The sequence below is a fragment of the Synechococcus sp. PCC 7336 genome, from assembly GCF_000332275.1.
Taxonomy (GTDB): Bacteria; Cyanobacteriota; Cyanobacteriia; order Thermostichales; family PCC-7336; genus PCC-7336.
Genome location: NZ_CM001776.1, coordinates 382977 through 401338, shown reverse-complemented (window position 1 = coordinate 401338; position 18362 = coordinate 382977). Strand labels below are relative to the sequence as shown.

Genomic DNA, 18362 nt, shown 5'->3' with positions numbered 1-18362 from the left:
CAGAAGCCGAGAGAGGCCCGCAAGCAGTTTTGACTCCACCTGTTTGCGAACTGGGGTGAGGAGTGTTGGATGAGGAGTGCTGATGGTGATGAATCCTGCTGAAGTGAGTACCGAGTCAAGCCCGTTAGATCTACACTGGGCGGCTCTTCCCCCCGAGCAACTGCAACAGCTCGTTAAAACCGTGACTCAGGCAGTGGTGTCTCAGTTAAACACTGATGCACCGCTGTCCGATCTCTCTAGCGGTGCTGTTGCCAGCCCCGCTGCAGAAGCAGCAGTGGCAGAGGGTGAAACTGCAACTGAGCCTACCGCCGATATCAGTCAGGCGTCAGCTGGTAATGGGGCTGACTCCGTTCAATCTCTATTTGACACTTCTGCTGACTCGGCTGCTGATGTGGCGGCGGCGGCGGCAGAGGTCTGGCACAATGTCTCATCCGAATCCGCGCAGGAAGAGACATTGGAGGACGATAGCGGCCCTGTCGGAGCTGACGCTGAGATGCCGGTTGAGTCTGCGATGCCCGAAGCAATCGCGATCGCCTCCGAAGCTGGCGAATCTCTCCCTGCGGTAGCTGCTGCCGAGACTGCATTCGAGCAGTCTGCTGACAACGCGATCGCCGAATCCCCCGAGTGTTCGGCAAGCCCATCTGAAACATCCGATATTTCCCTCGATATTTCCCCCTCCGCTACCCCTGCAGACTCTGAGTCTGATGGCGACCCCTTTCTGCAGTCTCTGACGTTCGACATGCTGGAGTGGGAAGCGATGTCGCCTCCCACTGCGTCGACAGGGAGCGATCCAATCTCCCTCGATTCAGCAACAGACCATCTATCAGCAACAGACCATCTATCAGAAACAGGCGATCTAGCCGCGAGCCCACTGGAAGCGGACTCTTCAGATCTGCCCCTAAAACGGGGATTTGAGTTCACCCCTCCAGAGCTGGATTTATCGCGATCGCCTGCCCGCTCTTCTTCGTCGGACGAAGAACCAGCAGAATCGCTGCCACAGCGGGAAATGCTCAAACAAATTCATACGCTGCGCGGTCAGATCGATGTGCTAGAGTTGCGAGAAGAAAAGCTCAACCGACAACTTCAGAACTACGTGCAGGAACTCGAACAGCTCAACGAGCAGAATCAACTGCTCGAAACCCTCGTGCAAGAGCTGCCAGAGATGTATCGACGCAAATTCCTGGTCCGCATGAAGCCCATTCAAACGCGGATTGCCGAAATTCAAGCCGAAAATGTGCAGTTACGCGATGAAATTGACTGGTTGAGCCAACAACTAGCCGAGACTCCCCTACCGACTGCCGCCTCCAGAGCCTTGGTGAGACTGCCTAGCTTTGGCCGGAAGGTGCCGCCGGTCCTGCCTCGGGCTGTGGGTCAGTAACTGAAGGGCTCAGTCATGGAGGAGCGTGGGAGTAGTGGGCTGTGCGCTTTGACATCTGGCGGTCATAATTAAATCCCCTGCCTTATCTGCTGTTGGGGAGTGCATGGCCTACGAACCGCTACACCACAAATATCGGCCCCAGCGCTTTGCAGATGTTGTGGGTCAGTCGGCAGTGGTGCAAACCCTCAGCAATGCGATTCGTCGCGATCGCATTGCCCCCGCCTATCTCTTTTGCGGCCCGCGCGGTACGGGCAAGACCTCTTCTGCCCGCATCCTGGCTAAATCCCTCAACTGCGTTGACGGTCCCACGCCCGAGCCCTGCAATCGGTGCGAGGCTTGTGTTTCCATTACCAACGGCTCGGCGCTAGATACGATCGAGATCGATGCGGCGAGCAATACGGGGGTGGATAACATTCGGGAGTTGATCGAACGATCGCAATTTGCACCCGTCTCCTCTCGCTATAAGGTCTACGTTTTAGACGAAGTTCACATGCTCTCGACAGCAGCCTTTAACGCGCTGCTGAAAACGTTAGAAGAGCCGCCGCCACAGGTGGTGTTCGTGCTGGCCACAACCGATCCGCAGCGGGTGCTGCCCACGGTGATTTCCCGCTGTCAGCGGTTCGACTTCCGTCGCATTCCCCTCAAGGCGATGGTGGGTCACCTGCGGGAGATTGCCGAACAAGAGAAGATTGCGATCGCGGAGCCCGCCCTCGAACTGATTGCCCAAATTGCTCGAGGGGGGCTGCGGGATGCGGAAAGTTTGCTCGATCAACTGAGTCTGCTGCCGGATGAAATTTCGGTGGACCACGTCTGGGATTTGGTAGGGGCGGTGCCGGAGCGGGAGCTATTGGCTCTGCTGGATGCGATCGCCCAAAAAGATCCCCAGCAGGTGGTGGCTCAACTGCGTCACTTGATGGATAACGGCAAAGAGCCGCCGATTTTGTTGCAGAACTTGACGGGGTTTTATCGGGATTTATTGCTGGCCAAAACCGCTCCGGCACAAAAAGAGATGGTGGCGCTGACACAACCCACTTGGGAAGCCTTGCTAGCGCGGGCAGACCGTTATGCGATCGCCGATATTTTGGCGGTTCAACAGCAGTTGATTGCGGTCGAACCGCTACTCAAAAACACCACTCAACCCCGACTCTGGCTGGAAATCTCGCTGTTGAACCTATTGCAGCCCCCTGCCTCGGAGGCTCCCGCCCCAGTCGCTCGCTCCAGTCAACCACTTGTCTCTGCCGATCGACCTGCGCCCCCCCCCACTGCCGCCGCGCCACAACCTCCAACCCCTGTCGAACCTGTCTCTACGCCCCCTGCCCCAACATTAGAGCCAGTGTCTTCACCTCCAGTTCCTGCAACTCCTGTAAAGGAACCTGCACCGATCGCTGCTAGCGGCTCGCTAGCGACCTATTGGGAGGCGATCCTCAACGGTTTACCGAACTCCAAGCGGGCATTGTTCGTGCAGCACGTTTGCATTCAAGCGGAGGAGAGCGATCGCGCTACGTTGGCCCTGAGTCCAAAAATGCGAGCGTTTGCCCCTAGCATTCAAACCCAGTTAGAGCGTCTGGAGTCCGTTGCGGCTGAGTATTTAGGCCATCCAATTAAATTGGAACTGGTGTTGGGAGAAATGACAGCAGCAGCAACCCCTGTCCCCGCTCCGACAGTCTCTTCCCCCTCGAACGGCCAAACCCCCACAATGCCTCGTTTGGAGTCGCCCGGACCGCCGCCGACGGCGGCTGAAATTGCGCCTTCAGAGCCCGCTCCCAGACAAACTGGCTCGACTGGAGGGCGATCGCTGACTCCCGCGAGCGAACCTAGCGATCTCGATCGCGCTGTGGAACGCTTGGCAGATTTTTTCAGCGGTAGTGTAGTGGATTTGGGGGAGGAGGAGTTGCCGGACAGTCCAGCGACGGTAAATTCTGTGAATGGGGCTGGCGCAACAGCTGCAGTAGAGGAGGAGGAAGAACTGCCGTTCTAGCGATCGATAATCCACCTCCTGCTAAACCCCGTCTAAGCAGAGACCCGTAGTTTTGATAATGTATCTATTAGATCCTCTCACTAACGCTGTGGTTCGCTGCATTAGCCCCCTAAATCCCCCACCAGTGGGGGACTTCCGATAGGCTAGTGGCTTCGTTCTACAACTTTAATCATCCCAATCTCCATCGCCTTCCCTGCCTCCCAACCCTCAACTGGAACTGTACTCAAGTCCCCCAGAATGGGGGATTTAGGGGGCTGAGTGCAATGCCTGAAAACTCCAGATCTCAATATGGATGGGGTTTAAAATCGATATCCAAAATTTTTTATGTCTTTGCTAAAAGAACTTCTTACTATCTCAATCGTCTCTTCGTCGTAGTAATCTTTGTAATGCTTTTTTCTTTTACTGCTCTTTAGGTGCGGCAGCTCAGCTTTCCTCTTCAGAGACTTGCAAACCTTCTCGAAATCATTTTGAAGGTTTTCAAATCTGCAAACGAAGTTTACTAAAATCGTACCGTCATTGTCTGAAATCCAATCAGATTGGGGCATAAACATCTTGGGCATGTCGTAATAAAATGGGTCCTTATCTCTATAAGATAATTTGACCCATTCTCTGAATTCAATCGGTTCTACACCTAAGTTTGTCTGATTTGTTTGAACGCGGTAGTGGTAGTGGGAAACCACTTTATCCCATGGATTTCTGACGACAGTAAACGTGAATTTTTTGTTCCATTGCGATCGGCCTATTTTCTGGATTTTTTCTAAGGCCGTCTCGTGCTTGAAAGATAAATCTAAAGCTTTTTCAATACTGCTACCGCCAGTCTTGTTGATGTGAATAAAGATAAAGTTATTGTGCTTCCTATGTCGAAACCTCTGAGCCTTTTTCCTAAGAGGCTGATAAAATCTCGTGAGTAATTCTTCCATGAATTGCCCTCTTTCCTTGAGGTATCCGACACCCAATTGTTTATTAGCTACTCAAACTGCCAATCGAGTTTGCAGAATGAAACAAACTGGGCTTTCATTCAGTATATCTTTAATAGTCTATCGAGCCTAAGGGGCTAGTCGATCGGGTCGATAGAAGGCTGTAGAACGGATGTTTGCGGTGGGGCGATCGCCGACTCCGACAGAGCCCTACTATTCATTAACTAGGCTCATATTATGACGCTGGGGGTTAAAACCGGCAGAAAAAACCGTATTGTTGTCGTAGACAGCCCCCTCCAGACGAGCAAACTGCAGATCGGCTCCCCTCAAATTGGCCCCCCTCAGATCGGCCCTGCCCAAATCGGCATTTCTCAATTTCGCCCGCTCGAATCTCGCTCCCCTGAGATTGGCACCCCTCAATACCGCCTGTCGGAAGTCGGCTCGATTGCCATTCGCTCCGGCTAAGTTAGCATTGGGCAGATTGGCTTCGGTAAAGTCTGCTCGCACGAGATTCGCTTGACGCAGATCGGCAGCGGCTAAAGACGTTCCCTGCAAATTGGCCTGCTCTAGATTGGCCCCCATCAGGTCGGGATGGTGCAGCACAATTCCCTCTAGATCGGCCCGCCGCAGATTGGAATTGCGCAGGTTAATGTTTGAGAGCGGCTCGATAATGAAATCTCCTCGCTGTGCAATCTGTCTGGCTCTGGACTGATTCGGCACATTCAGATTGTCATCGAGATCGGCAAAGAAATACCTCGATTCTGGAATATTGCTGCGGGCAATCGGATCGAGGATAAATTCCCGTTGAACGATGTCTCGGGCCCTGCGCCCTGCAATTTGTCTGGCCCTGCGAGGCGAGACTTCGTCTGTCCCTCTAGCTCGCCGCACTCCGGCTCTACTGAGAGCAGACTCGGGTAGCAACTCCAGCTCTAATCCCGCTTGACTCAACCGCAGCGGCGAGACGGAAGCAGGTACGCGAACTCCTCCAACTCCAGTTCTGACGGGACGGATTTCAGATCGCAACGGGCGATCGCCCAATAGAAATTGCTTCAGGTCGGCATTTTCTAAATCGCATCCGAGGCAGACTCCCTCCTGTCGAGCCCGATTGAGGTCTTCGCGTTCGAAGGCCCGCGCTGCTGGCGATAGAGTCACTGCTCCCGCGAGCAGGAGAAAGGGTAGAAGTTTGAATTTCATTGCAATCGTCCTTAAGGCAAAATAGCGACAGCAAAGGCCAGAAGAGAATAAATTGCTACGCCAAATAACGAGAAGATACTCTCCTCTGTTCCATCGTATTTAAACAGTTTCGATCGGACCAATAAGTTTGCAAAACTTGGTTGCTGCGATCGCCAAAAGCAACAGATCGTCAGCAACAAACGCCAGCTTTGTATCTTTTTTCTGTCTGCCCTTTAGCTTACTGTTCGGAGGATTGGATGCGCGGCTGCAGTTGGAAGGTATGGCCGGGGGTAATGGCATACACATCCGTCATATTGGTTTTGATCGTATTCTGCAGCGCCAATCCATTGGCACCACTGCGCAACATTTCGTCGAGCACGGTTTCTAAGGCTTTTACTTTTTGTTCTCGGTCTCTGCCTTCTAAACTATCGGCCAAACTGGGGAAGCGACCGTAGATTTGGGCGGCGAGAGAACCCGTGAGAGGAAGGTCGATGAGGGTTACATTTGACCCTCCCAACTGCAAGCCGAGGCTGGTGGCACGGCGATCGACCCCCAACGCTTGCAGGGCATTTGCCGTTTGATTGGTGGGGATGGTGCAAGTATCGAGCTTGAGAACGGGCACGGAGGAGGTGGAGAGCGCGGAGGTGGATGCGACCGTAATTAACGTAAAAGACGGCAACCCATTGTAGGCAAAACAAAACTCTCGCAGGTTGGGGGGAACGAGTTCGGCTTGGATGGGGCGTTCGTCGTCAAAGCCCCCTTCTGCGGTGTAAAAGTCTCGCATGGCAAAGCCGATAAAGAAGGCCACAATGCCGACTGCGATGAGTAGAGGAAGCCCTCCGACAGGTTTGCGCTGTTGGGGCTGCGCGGCACCAGCGGGACCGCCACCACCACCGCTAAAACCGCCATCGCCCCTGCCGTACTCGCGACCGCTATCGTACCCCCGCTCGCGGCTGTATTCCCGACTGGCTCCGCCATATCTTTCCCGCTCAGTTCTGCTAGGAGGGGCGTAGCGACGGCGATCGCCGTCGTAGGCTCGGCTGCGGGAGCGGCTGCGACCGGTTTCTGCAGGAGGGCGAGGATTACTGACGAGGGCTTGACTGGCGGCAATACTGCGGGCGGAGGTGGGGCGACTGGGGCGATCGCTAGAGGGTTGGGTCTCGCGCTCGTCGGGATTGGGGTTGCGAGGGCGGCGATCGCCCGCCTCCGCTCGATCTCGGTTGGGTCTGTCTGAGTTAGGTCTGTTTGAGGCTTGTCGATCGCCCTCGCTGTCGGGTTGGGGACGGCGAGCGGCGGATTCGTTGCGATCGGAGCGAGGGGCATCCGGCGAATTGGGATCTTCTGGCATGCTAGGGGTGCTGGATGGGGGTCGAACAGAAGAGAATCGCGATCGGCTTGACAGCCCGATCGTTACTAGACTAACCCACTGTGGCAGAGGGTTCTGTTTCTGGCGATCGAGAGGCGATCGCCGAAGGCAGATCCCACAGCGTGGCCCGATCGACAATGGGGAGCAGCGGCCCCGTCAGTTCTCCTCCGGCAATGGACAGATCGCTATGACACAAAATGACGCGATCGCCACAGCGGTGCAGCAGATCGGAGAGTGTCCGCCGCAATTGTTCGTCTAAGACTACCTGAGTCCGATCGGGGCTCCAAACCTCTCCCGACCAGTCCTGCAGAAACAAATAGGGGTTTTTGATCTGAAACGAACCAAAACTGCTGTAGGCACTATTCCACAAACTGGAACCCGCATCTAGCCAAAACTGCCAGCGGTGGGACTGCCGCGTCATGCGATATTGATAGATCGTTCCCAGTACCAACCCCCGCCGATCGAGATCGGCAAGATTGGGTTTTGCCGTCACGGTCCCCGCCGCCAAAAGCTCGTAAAAACTTTGGGCTAAAGAGGGTTGAGCTTGTCCCAACCGTTGGGCCACCGCCTCGTAGCGCTGGGCGGCATCCAACAGCGCTCGATAGGCGGTGACCTGGGTAAGAGTCAGATTTTGCTCCAGCCAGAACTGCCGCATGGCCCCTTCCAAAAATTCTGGCAGCGATCGCAACTCCGATCGCTGCTCCCGCGTCACCCATTGGGCCAGTGAGTCGTAGGCGTTGCTGGCCCTAGCTCCGAGGCGATCGCGGCGGGGGTCGTTGCTGGAGGGAAGTAGGCTGGGGCGATCGCGTTGGGGCACAAAACAACTGTCGCTCAACAGTCCCGCGCGGACGGGGTCAATTCGACCAGCAGTCGCGACAGTGAATAATTCGGCGATCGCCTCGGGGGAGAGCAGGTGACCGCAGTTGGGATAGACCAGTGCGGCGAAGGTGAGGAGGGCGCGCACAGTGGGAGAACTCCACAGGGGTCGCGAGTTATCTAACAAACGCACGGGAATCTCAGCCTGTGCCAGCAGAGTGGTGAGGGCATAGACCGCCACTGGGTCCAAACCGGGACCGACGATCGCCATGTCTTCGGGGAGAACTCGGCCCGATTCGACAACCGCGATCGCCGCCTCTGCCACGGCTCGCAATAGCTCCCGCCGGGTCGAGCGCTGCACCAGTTCCACCTGCTCTAGCGGATCGGAAACGGCCTCCCAAGCGGCTGAAGGATCGGCCAAGACGGCCTGCATGGCCTCTAATTCTGCGGTCAGCCCGGTCGAGGCAGGCAGGGATTCGATCGTGCAGTACTCGGCCAAGCGTTCTAACGCACCCGGATCGGCCCCGTAGCCCAATCTGACTGCCCCCGTGGGATTGAAGCCAAAGGCGCAGGGGATCTGTTCCTGCAACCAATACTCGAATAGATCGGCCATTAAGGCGGGATATTCGTCTATATCGTCGGCGATCGCATATCGGCAGCGCTGCAACAGTTGCTGGCGATAGAGACGGTGGGGTAAAAGCTGCTGGCCGTACAGTTCGGTGGCCGAGCTATAGGTGAGCAACCCCTGTTTGAGCAGATCGGTGCGAAACTGGACTGCTAATTCCCCCACGATCTGGAGTAATTCTGGGGGGAGCGGACTGCCCTCCGAGCGTCCCCGCTGCAGGCGCGGGCCAATCTCCTCTGCCGGAATATTGGCACTGGCGGCAAGTTGTAAGTTATCGACAATGTGACGCACGATTTGGGCGCGGCTAAATCCTTCAATCGTCAGTTCGCCCTGCTCGAAATGGCTGGCAAACAACCCGTCTGCCAGTTCCTGTTCGTTTTCGGGGGCGATCGCCAGGGGAAAGCGGGCCAGCAACCCCAATTGGCTTTGCAGCAGGGGCCAATACAGCATCACCTCCCGTTGGAAAAAGCCGATCGGGGTATACACCTGAACGACGGCGGCGTTGTGGGTGGCGGCTTGCAGGCGGCGGGAGAGCTGCGATCTCAGCTCGCTATTGGGAGCAAAGGCAAAGAGCTCGCGACCGTCTGCCCCCTGCTGAATCCAATCGGTGTAAGTGCGAATGAGGCGATCGGTTTTGCCGCTGCGGGCGGAGCCCACCCACCAGGTGGAAGTTGGGGATTCGCTGTCTGAGCTAGGCATGAGACGTGAGGGTCGTTCCGAATTCCACCTTAGTCGTAATGCTGGGTAATAGGGGCGATCTGCCAGTGGACGATACAAGGCTCAACAGAAGGTATACCACCAACCTGGAAAATGCTCTAAGACTTAAACACAATGCTGGGATCGACGCGGGTGACCTTCTGGATGGCAAAAACTGCCGAACTCGAACACATCGCCACCGTCAGGCCAAACACCCCAAGCACCAATTCTGGGGAAATCAAAATCAAGATCCCCTGCGTAGCCAAAGCCCAAGTACTCAAGCCCCAACACAGCGCCATACCGGGAATGTAGCCCAGCACCGCCATCCACAGCGCCTGCTTGAGGATAATGCTGTAGATGGTCCAATCCGAGGCCCCCATTGCCTTGAGCGTACCGAAGTCCTTGAGGCGATCGGAGACTGAAGCATACAAGATTTGGCTGACGATCGCGACTCCCACAATCGTCCCCACCGTTGCCCCCAGCCCCAAAATAAAGCCAATCCCAGTGCTTTCGCGCCAAAAGGCTTGAGTGCGTTCCATCATCTCTGCCTTCGTGTAAGCCAAGTTTCCCGGTAGGGCAGCTTCAATTTGTTGTTTCAACTCGCCCATATCGCGATCGGGAGCGACGCGAACCAGGAAGTAGGTGGCCGGTCCCAGCACAGAACTATCTTCCAACGAAACTGAAAAAGGGGCTCCGACATAGTCGTAGGCATTAGTGAGAGAAGTATAGATAAAGGAGCTAGAGGCGATCGACTGGGTGCCTCGCGTCAGACCGACCGTCTGAACGAAGAGCAAATTAATCTCAGCCATCTCTCCAACGCCTGCGATCCCCAGTCTGTCTAGATTGGACTCGTCCACAATGGCACTAAACGGCTGGTTCAAGTCCGCCCAATGACCCTCCACTAAAGTACCGGGCCGAAAGAGCTCCCCTGCGGGATCGAAGCCAAAGATACGCACGGGAGCGAGCTCCTGTGCAGGCGAGATCCAGCGGTTGGATCCAATCAGCAGAGCTTCGGCTCGCTCCACCCCCTCAATTTGGCGCAGGCTGTCTAACTGGTCGGAAGACAGAGATTGTTGGGTGAGTTCTAAATGCACCATCTGCTCCGAGCCCACCCATAAATCTGCGTCGGACTGTTCGACCAGAAGTGCAGTCGAGCGGGTAAACCCTTGCAAAATTCCAGCCTGAATCGTCACTAGACCGACCGCAAAGGCAATACCCGCCTGCGCCACTAATAGACGGGGGATATCGGCAAAGAGATTTCGGCGGGCGATCGCAACCATGGGTGGTGCTCAAAAAACATACGTTCACGATAGCGGCAGGCGCATAGGTACGACCCATAACATCTTCACGAATACCCATAACATCGGGATGAATGACGAGCAAACAAAAATACCTATAATGACCTAGTATTGAGGTTTTTTTCTGGAAAATCCTGTGATTGCTTTCGCCACCAGCTTTATCGCCGCCTTCTTGTTCGCCAGCTTGGTGGAATATTGGCTGCACCGACTGATGCACGTCTCTGAGCGTTTGGGAGAACGCCATCGCGATCACCACCGTCGCAATGAAGGGCAGGGAGTGCTGTGGGAATTTCGCGACTACGTGCGCGGCAGCGCGATCGCCATGCTCTTGCCCTTCCTGATTTCGCTGCCCGTGGGAGCGGGTTGGTGCAGTGGGGCACTCTTCTTTGCCGCCTTTTCGGCTTACGCCCACCAGCTTCAGCACGACAACCCTACAAAGTGTTTTTGGATGGCCATGCCCGTCCATTACGTCCACCACAAATACGGTATGTGGCACCACAACTTTGGCTTGGCTGTCGATTGGTGGGATCGCGCCTTCGGCACGTACAAATCTGTGGATTGGCTGACGGACGAAGAACTGGGCCAGCCCCAGCGCACCCACTGGCAGTTGCGCTGGTGGTAGCGGGTCCCCTTGCGCTACCCTTCAACATGGCCCGTACCCTCGAACCCCGTTATGACCGCCTCGCCCCCTCAGCCCACCTATACCGCAACCCTCTTATCCGGTGACGGTATCGGCCCCGAAATTATGGCGGTAGGGGTGGATGTCCTCAAAGCTGTCGCGCAAAAATTTGGCTTTAGCTGGAACTTTCAGGCGGCCCCCATTGGCGGTAGTGCCTACGCCGCCAGCGGCCATCCCCTCCCCGACGAGACCTTGCAACTTTGCCGGCAGAGCGATGCCGTCTATTTGGCGGCTGTTGGAGACTTCAAATATGACACCCTACCCGCCCACCTGCGTCCCGAACAGGCACTGCTCGGTCTGCGGGCCGGTCTCGGTCTGTTCGCCAACCTGCGACCCGTGCAAATCTTTCCGCAGCTGATCGATGCCTCCACCCTCAAACGAGAGGCGATCGAAGACATCGATCTGATGGTGGTGCGGGAACTGACGGGGGGCATTTACTTTGGCAAACCCAAGGGCATCTTTCAGCAGGAGAACGGCATTCAGCGCGGCGTCAATACGATGGCCTATTTGGATAGCGAGGTCGATCGCATCGGCAAAGTCGCCTTCGAGCTGGCGATGAAACGAGATCGCAAGCTGTGCTCGGTGGATAAAGCCAATGTGCTAGACGTGTCGCAACTGTGGCGACAGCAAATGACAAAATTGGCTGCAGATTATCCCGCAGTGGAGCTGTCCCACATGTATGTCGATAATGCTGCTATGCAGTTGGTGCGCTGGCCCAAGCAGTTTGACGTGATTGTGACCGGCAACTTGTTTGGGGATATTCTCTCGGACGAAGCCTCCATGCTGACGGGGTCGATCGGGATGTTGCCCTCAGCCTCGCTCGGAACCGAGGGTCCCGGCCTGTTCGAGCCCGTCCACGGCTCTGCCCCCGACATCGCCGGTCTAGATAAGGCCAACCCGATTGCTCAAGTGCTTTCTGGCGCAATGATGCTGCGTTACGGCCTCGATCGACCCGACGCCGCCCGCTGTATCGAAGGGGCGGTCGAACAGGTGCTGGAGCAGGGATATCGAACCGGCGACATTGCCTCGGAGGGGACTCAAGTTGTGGGCTGTCGCGAGATGGGCGATCGCCTCCTGACCGCGATCGATCGCCAAACGTAAGCGAACTGATACACTCGTTGGCGTAGCCTCAGGCGGTTCGACAGGCATGTCTCCCCCACGCGAACAGCTCAGCATCGAAGAGCGCGTTCAGCTCACCGCAGAGCTCGCTGCCCCCTACCGAAAACTGCGACAATTTATCTACATCACCTGCCTTGCCTCGGGAGGGATTGGCGCGTTTGTCTTTTTCTTTCGAGCTTTAGCCGGTCGAGCCCTAGACCAGACGTTGCCCAGCTTGGCTTTACAACTGGGCATCTCGGCGGGGGCGATCGCGTTGTTTCGATGGGAGCGCCAGCGACAGCGGAAGCTGGAGGATCGCCTGCGGGAGAAGTTCGAAGTCGGCGATCGCGCCAGAGGCTCTTAGAAATGCTAGAAAACCACAACTGAGATGGATCTAATCAGTACGCCGCTGCTGGCAGCCTCCACAGGCGGTACGGAAAAACTCTCGCTCGCGATTGTTGTCTTAGAATTGGCCCTGGTCTATCTCACAGCCCTGCTGGGGGGAGAATTTTGCCGTCGCTTGGGATTTCCCTCCCTGCTGGGGGAATTGCTGGGGGGGTTGCTGATTGGGATTTCGGGTCTGCACCTGTTTGTCCCCGATCCCGCCCTACCCCCCGACAGCTCGGTGCTCGTCAATTGGGTGGCAGGGCTGCATGGGGGGCTGGATTCGCTCGCCGAAGTCTTTGCCTTTCAGGGGGAATTTTTTCGCAATCTAGCCAATGTCGGGGTGGTGGTCTTGCTGTTCGAGATTGGCCTGGGTGCCAATCTGAATCAATTTCTAGTGCAGCGATCGAAAGTGATTGCGGTGGCAGGAACGGGGGTGCTGCTTTCAATTGTTGGCGGCTCGCTCGTCCTGAATGCCTTCTTTGGTGTGGAGATTTTGCCTGCGCTGTTTATGGGGGCGGCCCTGAGTGTCACGAGTCTCGGCGTCACCTTACAGCTCCTGCGGCAAGAAGCAGCCTATACCCCAGACGAGACTCAGGTGGTGATTGGCGCAGCCATGCTCGATGATGTCATCGGCATTATTCTGCTGTCACTCATCTTGGGGGTTTTCAAGACTGGCGGCTCGGTCATGAGTCTGAATATTTTGCTAGTGGTGGTACTGACCACAGCGGTCATCGTCGTGGCCATCTTGGCGGGGCGGCTGTTTAGCAGGCTATTGATGCTGCTGCGGCAAATCCTGACCACGCCGGGACGGGTGATTATTCCGGCTTTGATGTTTGCCTTCGTGTTTGTGCTCATTGCCAGTGGGGCGGGCTTGGTTAACATTCTGGGGGCTTTTTTGGCTGGACTGGTGCTCAAAGGCGGCGTACGCCGTTTGATTGCAGAGAGTCTCAGGCCAGTGGTGGACGCCTTTGTGCCGATTTTCTTCGTCTACGTCGGTGCCGAAACGGATTTGAGTCAGCTTTTGCCCGGTGCGGGCGATCGCGGCTGGTTTAGCCCCATTCTCGCGCTCTTTTTGATCGCGATCTCGGTGGTGTCCAAACTGGCGAGTGGCTATGCCGTTTCCATTCAGGAGGGCATGAATCCGCTGGCGATCGGACTGGGGATGATTCCTCGCGGCGAGGTCATGTTGGTCTTTGCCGAAGTGGGCCGCATTGCCGGAATTTTAGACCCCATTCTCTTTACCGTTCTGGTGGTGGTTTCTCTCACCAGCGCTTTAGCCGCTAGTTTGGGCCTGCGCTGGCTCAAGCCCGCTCCCATCCGCATTCCCGTTGGAGAAAGTCGATAATCGTGTTTGCGATCGCCCCTTGCACTGCTTGGCTGTTACCGCCAGTTCCCTTCTTCGCTGCAGAAGCGACAGAACTGCTCGACCCCAGCTTGGTCAATCGACCGATTGTGCAGATGGTGCTGCTCAGTCTGTTTTTCATTTATCTAGCGGCCAAAACGGGCGGCGAAATCACCAACCGCCTCGGGCTCACCTCCATCTTGGGGGAATTAGTCGGGGGAGCGGTGGTGGGGATCTCCTTGCTCAACCTCGTGGTGTTGCCCGGACCGGGCATCGAAGCCAGCGACTCGTTGCTACTCAGCTTCATTCAGCTCTTCCACTCCGGCCTCGGCGAGGCCGAACTCGAAGGCATCTTTGCAGCCCAGGGCGAAATCTTGGCCAACCTGTCGCAGCTCGGGGTAATTCTGCTGCTGTTCCAAGTGGGGCTGGAATCGAACTTGAGAGAGCTGGTGCGGGTGGCCCCGCAGGCAGCGGTGGTGGTATTGGTGGGCATTACCGGTCCGCTGTTTTTCGGCCTGTTGGGCTTGCTGTTCTTGTTCGGAGCCGAAATGCCGGGAGCCCTGTTCGCCGCCGCCGCTCCCACCGCCATTAGTATCGGGATCTCAGCCAGTATTCTAAATGACCTCGATATGTTGAAGTCGCCAGAAGGCCAGTTGATTGTTGGGGCTGCCGTCTTGGATGACATTACCGGTATCTTAATCCTGACGGTGATTATCGGGATCTCGTCCGGCACGGGGGTCAGTCTTGTCGGTCTGGCTACGCTGATTGTCTCAGCCGCAGTCTTTTTGGTGGGCTCCACGGTGCTCAGCCGTTTGATCGGCTCGATGTTTGTGGATTTGCTCAAGCCCATGCAGGTGAGGGGCGGCCTGCTGATGCTCTCTCTAGCATTCTGTTTTGGCTTGGGCTTTCTGGCCGATACGATCCGTTTAGAAGCCTTGATGGGAGCGTTTGCGGCAGGGATTATTCTGAGTCAGACCGAGGTGCGTAGCAATCTCGAACACCAGCTAGAGCCCGTTGCCCAATTATTGGTACCGATCTTTTTTGTCGTGACCGGCGCGCGCACCGACTTAAGGGTGCTCAATCCTTTTGCGCCCGGAGGGTGGGTAGTGATTTTAATGGGCTTATTTTTAGCCGCCACGGTCGCGATCGGTCGCATTAGCGGTGCCTATGCGGTGCCGACCAAACAGAAGCTCAACCGCTTGGCGGTGGGGGTGGGTATGTTGCCGCTGGGGGAAGTGGCGTTGGTGATTGCCGGTGTCGGGGTGTCTTCGGGGCAAATGTCCTCTGAATTGAGTGCTGCGGTGGTGATGGCAATTTTAGTGACGGTCATTCTCACGCCCATTTGCTTGCGGGCGGCATTAGGTCGCGATTCGAAGGCGGCAGCGGACTGACCAGACATCCTCTACTCCAGCAATCCTTGTGGTGGCGTCACTTCAATCCTGCCCGACGCTAAATCGACAATTGGCACAAAAGCTTTCACAAATGGGATCAGCACTCTCCGATCGCCGTCCACAATCTCCAACACGTCACTCCCCGCCGGAAAAATCGAGGCGATCGCCCCCAAATAGTCTCCACTGCTCTGCTCGTAAACCGCGACGCCAATCAAATCCGAGACGCGATACTCGTCCTCCCCCAGTGGAGGCCGATCGCCCTCCGGCACCAAGACCGTCGCCCCAATCCAAGACTCGGCTGTCGTGCGATCGCCAATTTCCTCAAACTGCACTAAATACAGTTTCTTCCCCGGCTGAAAGGTGCCCTCGAGCAGCTTGACCGCCGTGGGAGGCTCCCCCTGCCGTTGCAGCCAGCGCTGTCCCGGCTGCGTGAACCGCTCGGGAAAATCGGAGAAACTGCGAACCTTCAAGAGGCCGCGCAAGCCGTGGGCAGACTTAACCTTGCCGACGGTGAGAAAGCGATCGCGATCGGTGGCGGGTTCGTTTGCCATAGATTCGAGTAGTGGCGATCGGGGCTGAGATGCGACAAACTGCTGCCTCCGTTCCAGCCTCCGATCTCTACTTTGCTACCGCCTCCCGCACCTCAGTGGCCTCTTCGGCACTGATGCCCAGCCGTGTCAGATTAATGCGACCGCGATTGTCGATGCTGCGCACCTTCACCACCACATCGTCACCGACAGCCACCTCGTCTTCCACCTTGCCCACGCGGTAATCTGCCAACTGGGAAATGTGAATCATGCCCTCTTTCTTGGGCAAGAATTCCACAAAGGCACCAATGGGAATGATGCGGGTGACCTTGCCCATATAGACTTGGCCTTCCTCTACGCGGCGGGTCATGCCCTCAATCATCTTCTTGGCTGCTTCCGCCTGACCCCCCTTGTTGGACGAGACCACGACGGTGCCGTCATCTTCAATATCCACCTTGGCTCCCGTGGCTTCCACAATGCCCTTAATCGTCTTGCCGCCAGGTCCGATCACCTGACCGATCGCATCGGGAGAGATCTTGAAGGTAAGTAGGCGGGGAGCAGTCGGAGCCAGGTCGGCACGGGGGGCAGGCAGCAACTCCGCCATCTTGCTGAGGATATGCAGGCGACCGGCCTTAGCTTGCCGAATCGCTTCGCTCACCGTTTTCACGGTGATGCCGTCAATCTTCATATCCATTTGCAGGGCAGTGATACCGCTTTCGGTGCCCGCCACCTTAAAGTCCATATCCCCCAAAAAGTCTTCAATACCTTGAATATCGGTGAGAATGCGCTCCTCTGCGCCCTCGCGAATCAGTCCCATCGCGACACCCCCGACGGGAGCGGCGATCGGCACGCCAGCATCCATCAGCGATAGCGAGGAGCCACAGACCGAGCCCATTGAGGTGGAGCCATTGGAAGACAGCACTTCCGAGACCACCCTCAACACGTAGCCGAAACTGTCACTGGGAGGGAGGACCGGCAGTAAAGCCCGTTCGGCAAGGGCACCGTGACCGATTTCTCGGCGACCGGGCGATCGGGCCGGTTTGGTTTCACCCACAGAATAGGCGGGGAAGTTGTAGTGGTGCAGGTAGCGCTTCTGTTCGGCGGGGTGCAAGTCGTCTAATTCTTGGGCATCTCCGGGGGTACCGAGAGTGGTAATGGAGAGCACTTGGGTCAGACCTCGGGTGAACAGACCGCTGCCGTGGACTTTGGGCACCAATCCGGCTTGGCAGGAGATCGGGCGTACTTCATCTAGCTTGCGACCGTCCACCCGGATGTTCTCGTCGACAATTTGCTTGCGCATCAGGGTTTTGGTCAGCGCCTTGAAGGCTTTGGCGATCGCCTTGGGATTTTCTGCTGCAAACAGACGCAGCGGGTCATCTTCAGGACGCTCTTCTAGGGCCGCCACGATCGCCTCTTTGAGCTCGTCCAGTTGGCTGTCGCGCTCGTTTTTACCCAAAAACTGCTTCAAAATCGCCTGAATCTTCTCCTGGGCCTGCTCGGCGACAAATTCGTCCACAGCGGAGTTGGCTTCAGGAGGAATGCCCTCCACTTTCGATAGCTCCAGATCCTGAGAGATCTCCTCTTGGGCTGCGAGCAACTCTTGAATGGCTTCATAGGCAAAGTCAATGGCCTCGATCACGTCATTTTCGGGCAACCGATCCGCTCCAGCTTCCACCATAATGATGCCTTTGGGGGTTCCGGCCACCACTAGGTCGAGGTCGCCCGCTTCAATTTCGGCATAGGTGGGATTGATGATGAATTCATCATCGACTAAGCCGACGCGCACGGCGGCAACTGGCCCTGCAAAGGGGCATTGGGCGATGCGCACGGCGATGGAAGCAGCCGTAATGCAGAGGATGTCGGGGGGAACCGTTTCGTCAACCGACAGAGTGGTGGCAACAATCTGCACGTCGTCCCGCAGCCAACCAGGGAAGAGGGGACGCATGGGGCGATCGATCAGGCGGGAGGTGAGGGTGGCCCGTTCGGGAGGACGACCTTCGCGCCGCAAAAAACCGCCGGGGATCCGCCCAGCGGCGTAGAGTCGTTCTTCGTAATCCACCATCAGGGGCATAAAGTCAATGCCCGGTCGGCCTGTTTGTTGAGTGGCGGTAACGAGTACGCAGGTGTCTCCCGATTGAATCGTGACTGCTCCACCGGCTTGGGGAGCGAGCAAGCCCGTGGAAATCTCGATTTCCCGTCCGTAAAAGGAAATCGACTTGCGATATTCGTTCATTCTGTTCTTTTCTCTTTCTCTTTCGCTTCAGCCATCGTATCATCAGGAATTCGCTTAAAATCCAGAGTCCAGCGGGTTAACGCATTCATCGCTGACTTCTGCTAAAACTCAATTGCGCTCGATCGGCGATTGTCCTCATCGGCAAACGATCGCCTTCACCCTCCGCTGACGGGCGGAATCAGGACGAGTTCGTCGCCGGGTTGAAGCGGAGTTTCGGGGGCAACAAATTCGAGGTTGATGCCGAAGCGGGTTTGCGATCGCCATTCTGCCAGCGACGGATATTGGGCGATCAGGCGATCGCACACATCGCTGGCCGTGGTTCCCGCCTGCACCTCGAGGGTTTGCTCTTCCGCCCCGAGGGTCTCTCCATAGACGGCAAAGAGTTTGAGGACGATGGTAAAGCGGGTTTCTGCAGGAGCGGCCACGGCGAAATTGGGGGGTAAGGGGACAACCGGCCC

The 18362-nt window shown here is 56.6% G+C and carries 15 protein-coding genes; 7 read left to right on the top strand and 8 right to left on the bottom strand.

Annotated features, from left to right (window positions below):
- The first annotated feature begins 82 nt into the window (after positions 1 to 82).
- Both SYN7336_RS27600 and SYN7336_RS01970 read left to right on the top strand, forming a co-directional pair.
- A complete protein-coding gene (locus SYN7336_RS27600; RefSeq protein ID WP_017324240.1) occupies positions 83 to 1378 on the top strand; it encodes a hypothetical protein in 1296 nt (431 codons plus the stop codon).
- Positions 1379 to 1481: 103 nt separating this feature from the next.
- On the top strand, positions 1482 to 3356 hold the full coding sequence (locus tag SYN7336_RS01970; RefSeq protein WP_017324239.1) for a DNA polymerase III subunit gamma/tau: 1875 nt from the start codon (positions 1482 to 1484) through the stop codon (positions 3354 to 3356).
- A gap of 299 nt (positions 3357 to 3655) precedes the next feature.
- Here SYN7336_RS01970 and SYN7336_RS01965 read toward each other — a convergent pair whose 3' ends face one another.
- The 5 genes from SYN7336_RS01965 to SYN7336_RS01945 form a co-directional block, all read right to left on the bottom strand.
- Entirely contained in the window at positions 3656 to 4276 is a 621-nt protein-coding gene (locus SYN7336_RS01965; protein WP_156819989.1) for a sulfotransferase family 2 domain-containing protein, read from the bottom strand.
- A 210-nt stretch (positions 4277 to 4486) separates the two neighbouring features.
- Positions 4487 to 5467, bottom strand: a complete 981-nt coding sequence (locus tag SYN7336_RS27595) for a pentapeptide repeat-containing protein (RefSeq protein ID WP_017324237.1) — start codon at positions 5465 to 5467, stop codon at positions 4487 to 4489.
- 217 nt (positions 5468 to 5684) lie between these two features.
- On the bottom strand, positions 5685 to 6794 hold the full coding sequence (locus SYN7336_RS27590) for a hypothetical protein (protein ID WP_017324236.1): 1110 nt from the start codon (positions 6792 to 6794) through the stop codon (positions 5685 to 5687).
- A 70-nt stretch (positions 6795 to 6864) separates the two neighbouring features.
- Positions 6865 to 8952: a hypothetical protein gene (locus tag SYN7336_RS23995; RefSeq protein WP_017324235.1), complete on the bottom strand. Its 2088-nt coding sequence runs from the start codon at positions 8950 to 8952 to the stop codon at positions 6865 to 6867.
- A 116-nt stretch (positions 8953 to 9068) separates the two neighbouring features.
- Complete coding sequence (locus tag SYN7336_RS01945) at positions 9069 to 10229, bottom strand: ABC transporter permease (protein WP_017324234.1); 1161 nt, start codon at positions 10227 to 10229, stop codon at positions 9069 to 9071.
- 154 nt (positions 10230 to 10383) lie between these two features.
- On the opposite strand from SYN7336_RS01945, the gene SYN7336_RS01935 reads away from it, so the two are divergent.
- From SYN7336_RS01935 to SYN7336_RS01915, 5 genes are read left to right on the top strand one after another with little or no spacing between them, the layout of a single operon-like run.
- The gene (locus SYN7336_RS01935) at positions 10384 to 10869 is read left to right on the top strand and encodes a sterol desaturase family protein (protein WP_017324232.1); all 486 of its coding nucleotides are present in this window, start codon (positions 10384 to 10386) and stop codon (positions 10867 to 10869) included.
- Positions 10870 to 10920: 51 nt separating this feature from the next.
- Positions 10921 to 12027, top strand: coding sequence for a 3-isopropylmalate dehydrogenase (gene leuB / locus SYN7336_RS01930; protein ID WP_017324231.1), 1107 nt, complete (start codon positions 10921 to 10923; stop codon positions 12025 to 12027).
- A 46-nt stretch (positions 12028 to 12073) separates the two neighbouring features.
- Entirely contained in the window at positions 12074 to 12388 is a 315-nt protein-coding gene (locus tag SYN7336_RS23990) for a DUF3493 domain-containing protein (RefSeq protein WP_017324230.1), read from the top strand.
- Between the two features lie 24 nt (positions 12389 to 12412).
- On the top strand, positions 12413 to 13756 hold the full coding sequence (locus SYN7336_RS23985; RefSeq protein ID WP_017324229.1) for a cation:proton antiporter: 1344 nt from the start codon (positions 12413 to 12415) through the stop codon (positions 13754 to 13756).
- 2 nt (positions 13757 to 13758) lie between these two features.
- Positions 13759 to 15144 carry a cation:proton antiporter gene (locus SYN7336_RS01915; protein WP_017324228.1) on the top strand — a complete coding sequence of 462 codons (1386 nt, stop codon included), beginning with the start codon at positions 13759 to 13761 and terminating at the stop codon, positions 15142 to 15144.
- A gap of 11 nt (positions 15145 to 15155) precedes the next feature.
- Here SYN7336_RS01915 and rimM read toward each other — a convergent pair whose 3' ends face one another.
- From rimM to SYN7336_RS01895, 3 genes are all read right to left on the bottom strand, one after another.
- The gene (gene rimM / locus SYN7336_RS01910; RefSeq protein ID WP_017324227.1) at positions 15156 to 15695 is read right to left on the bottom strand and encodes a ribosome maturation factor RimM; all 540 of its coding nucleotides are present in this window, start codon (positions 15693 to 15695) and stop codon (positions 15156 to 15158) included.
- Positions 15696 to 15762: 67 nt separating this feature from the next.
- Positions 15763 to 17904: a polyribonucleotide nucleotidyltransferase gene (locus SYN7336_RS01905; RefSeq protein ID WP_017324226.1), complete on the bottom strand. Its 2142-nt coding sequence runs from the start codon at positions 17902 to 17904 to the stop codon at positions 15763 to 15765.
- A gap of 155 nt (positions 17905 to 18059) precedes the next feature.
- The gene (locus SYN7336_RS01895) at positions 18060 to 18329 is read right to left on the bottom strand and encodes a MoaD/ThiS family protein (RefSeq protein WP_017324224.1); all 270 of its coding nucleotides are present in this window, start codon (positions 18327 to 18329) and stop codon (positions 18060 to 18062) included.
- Positions 18330 to 18362: the final 33 nt, after the last annotated feature.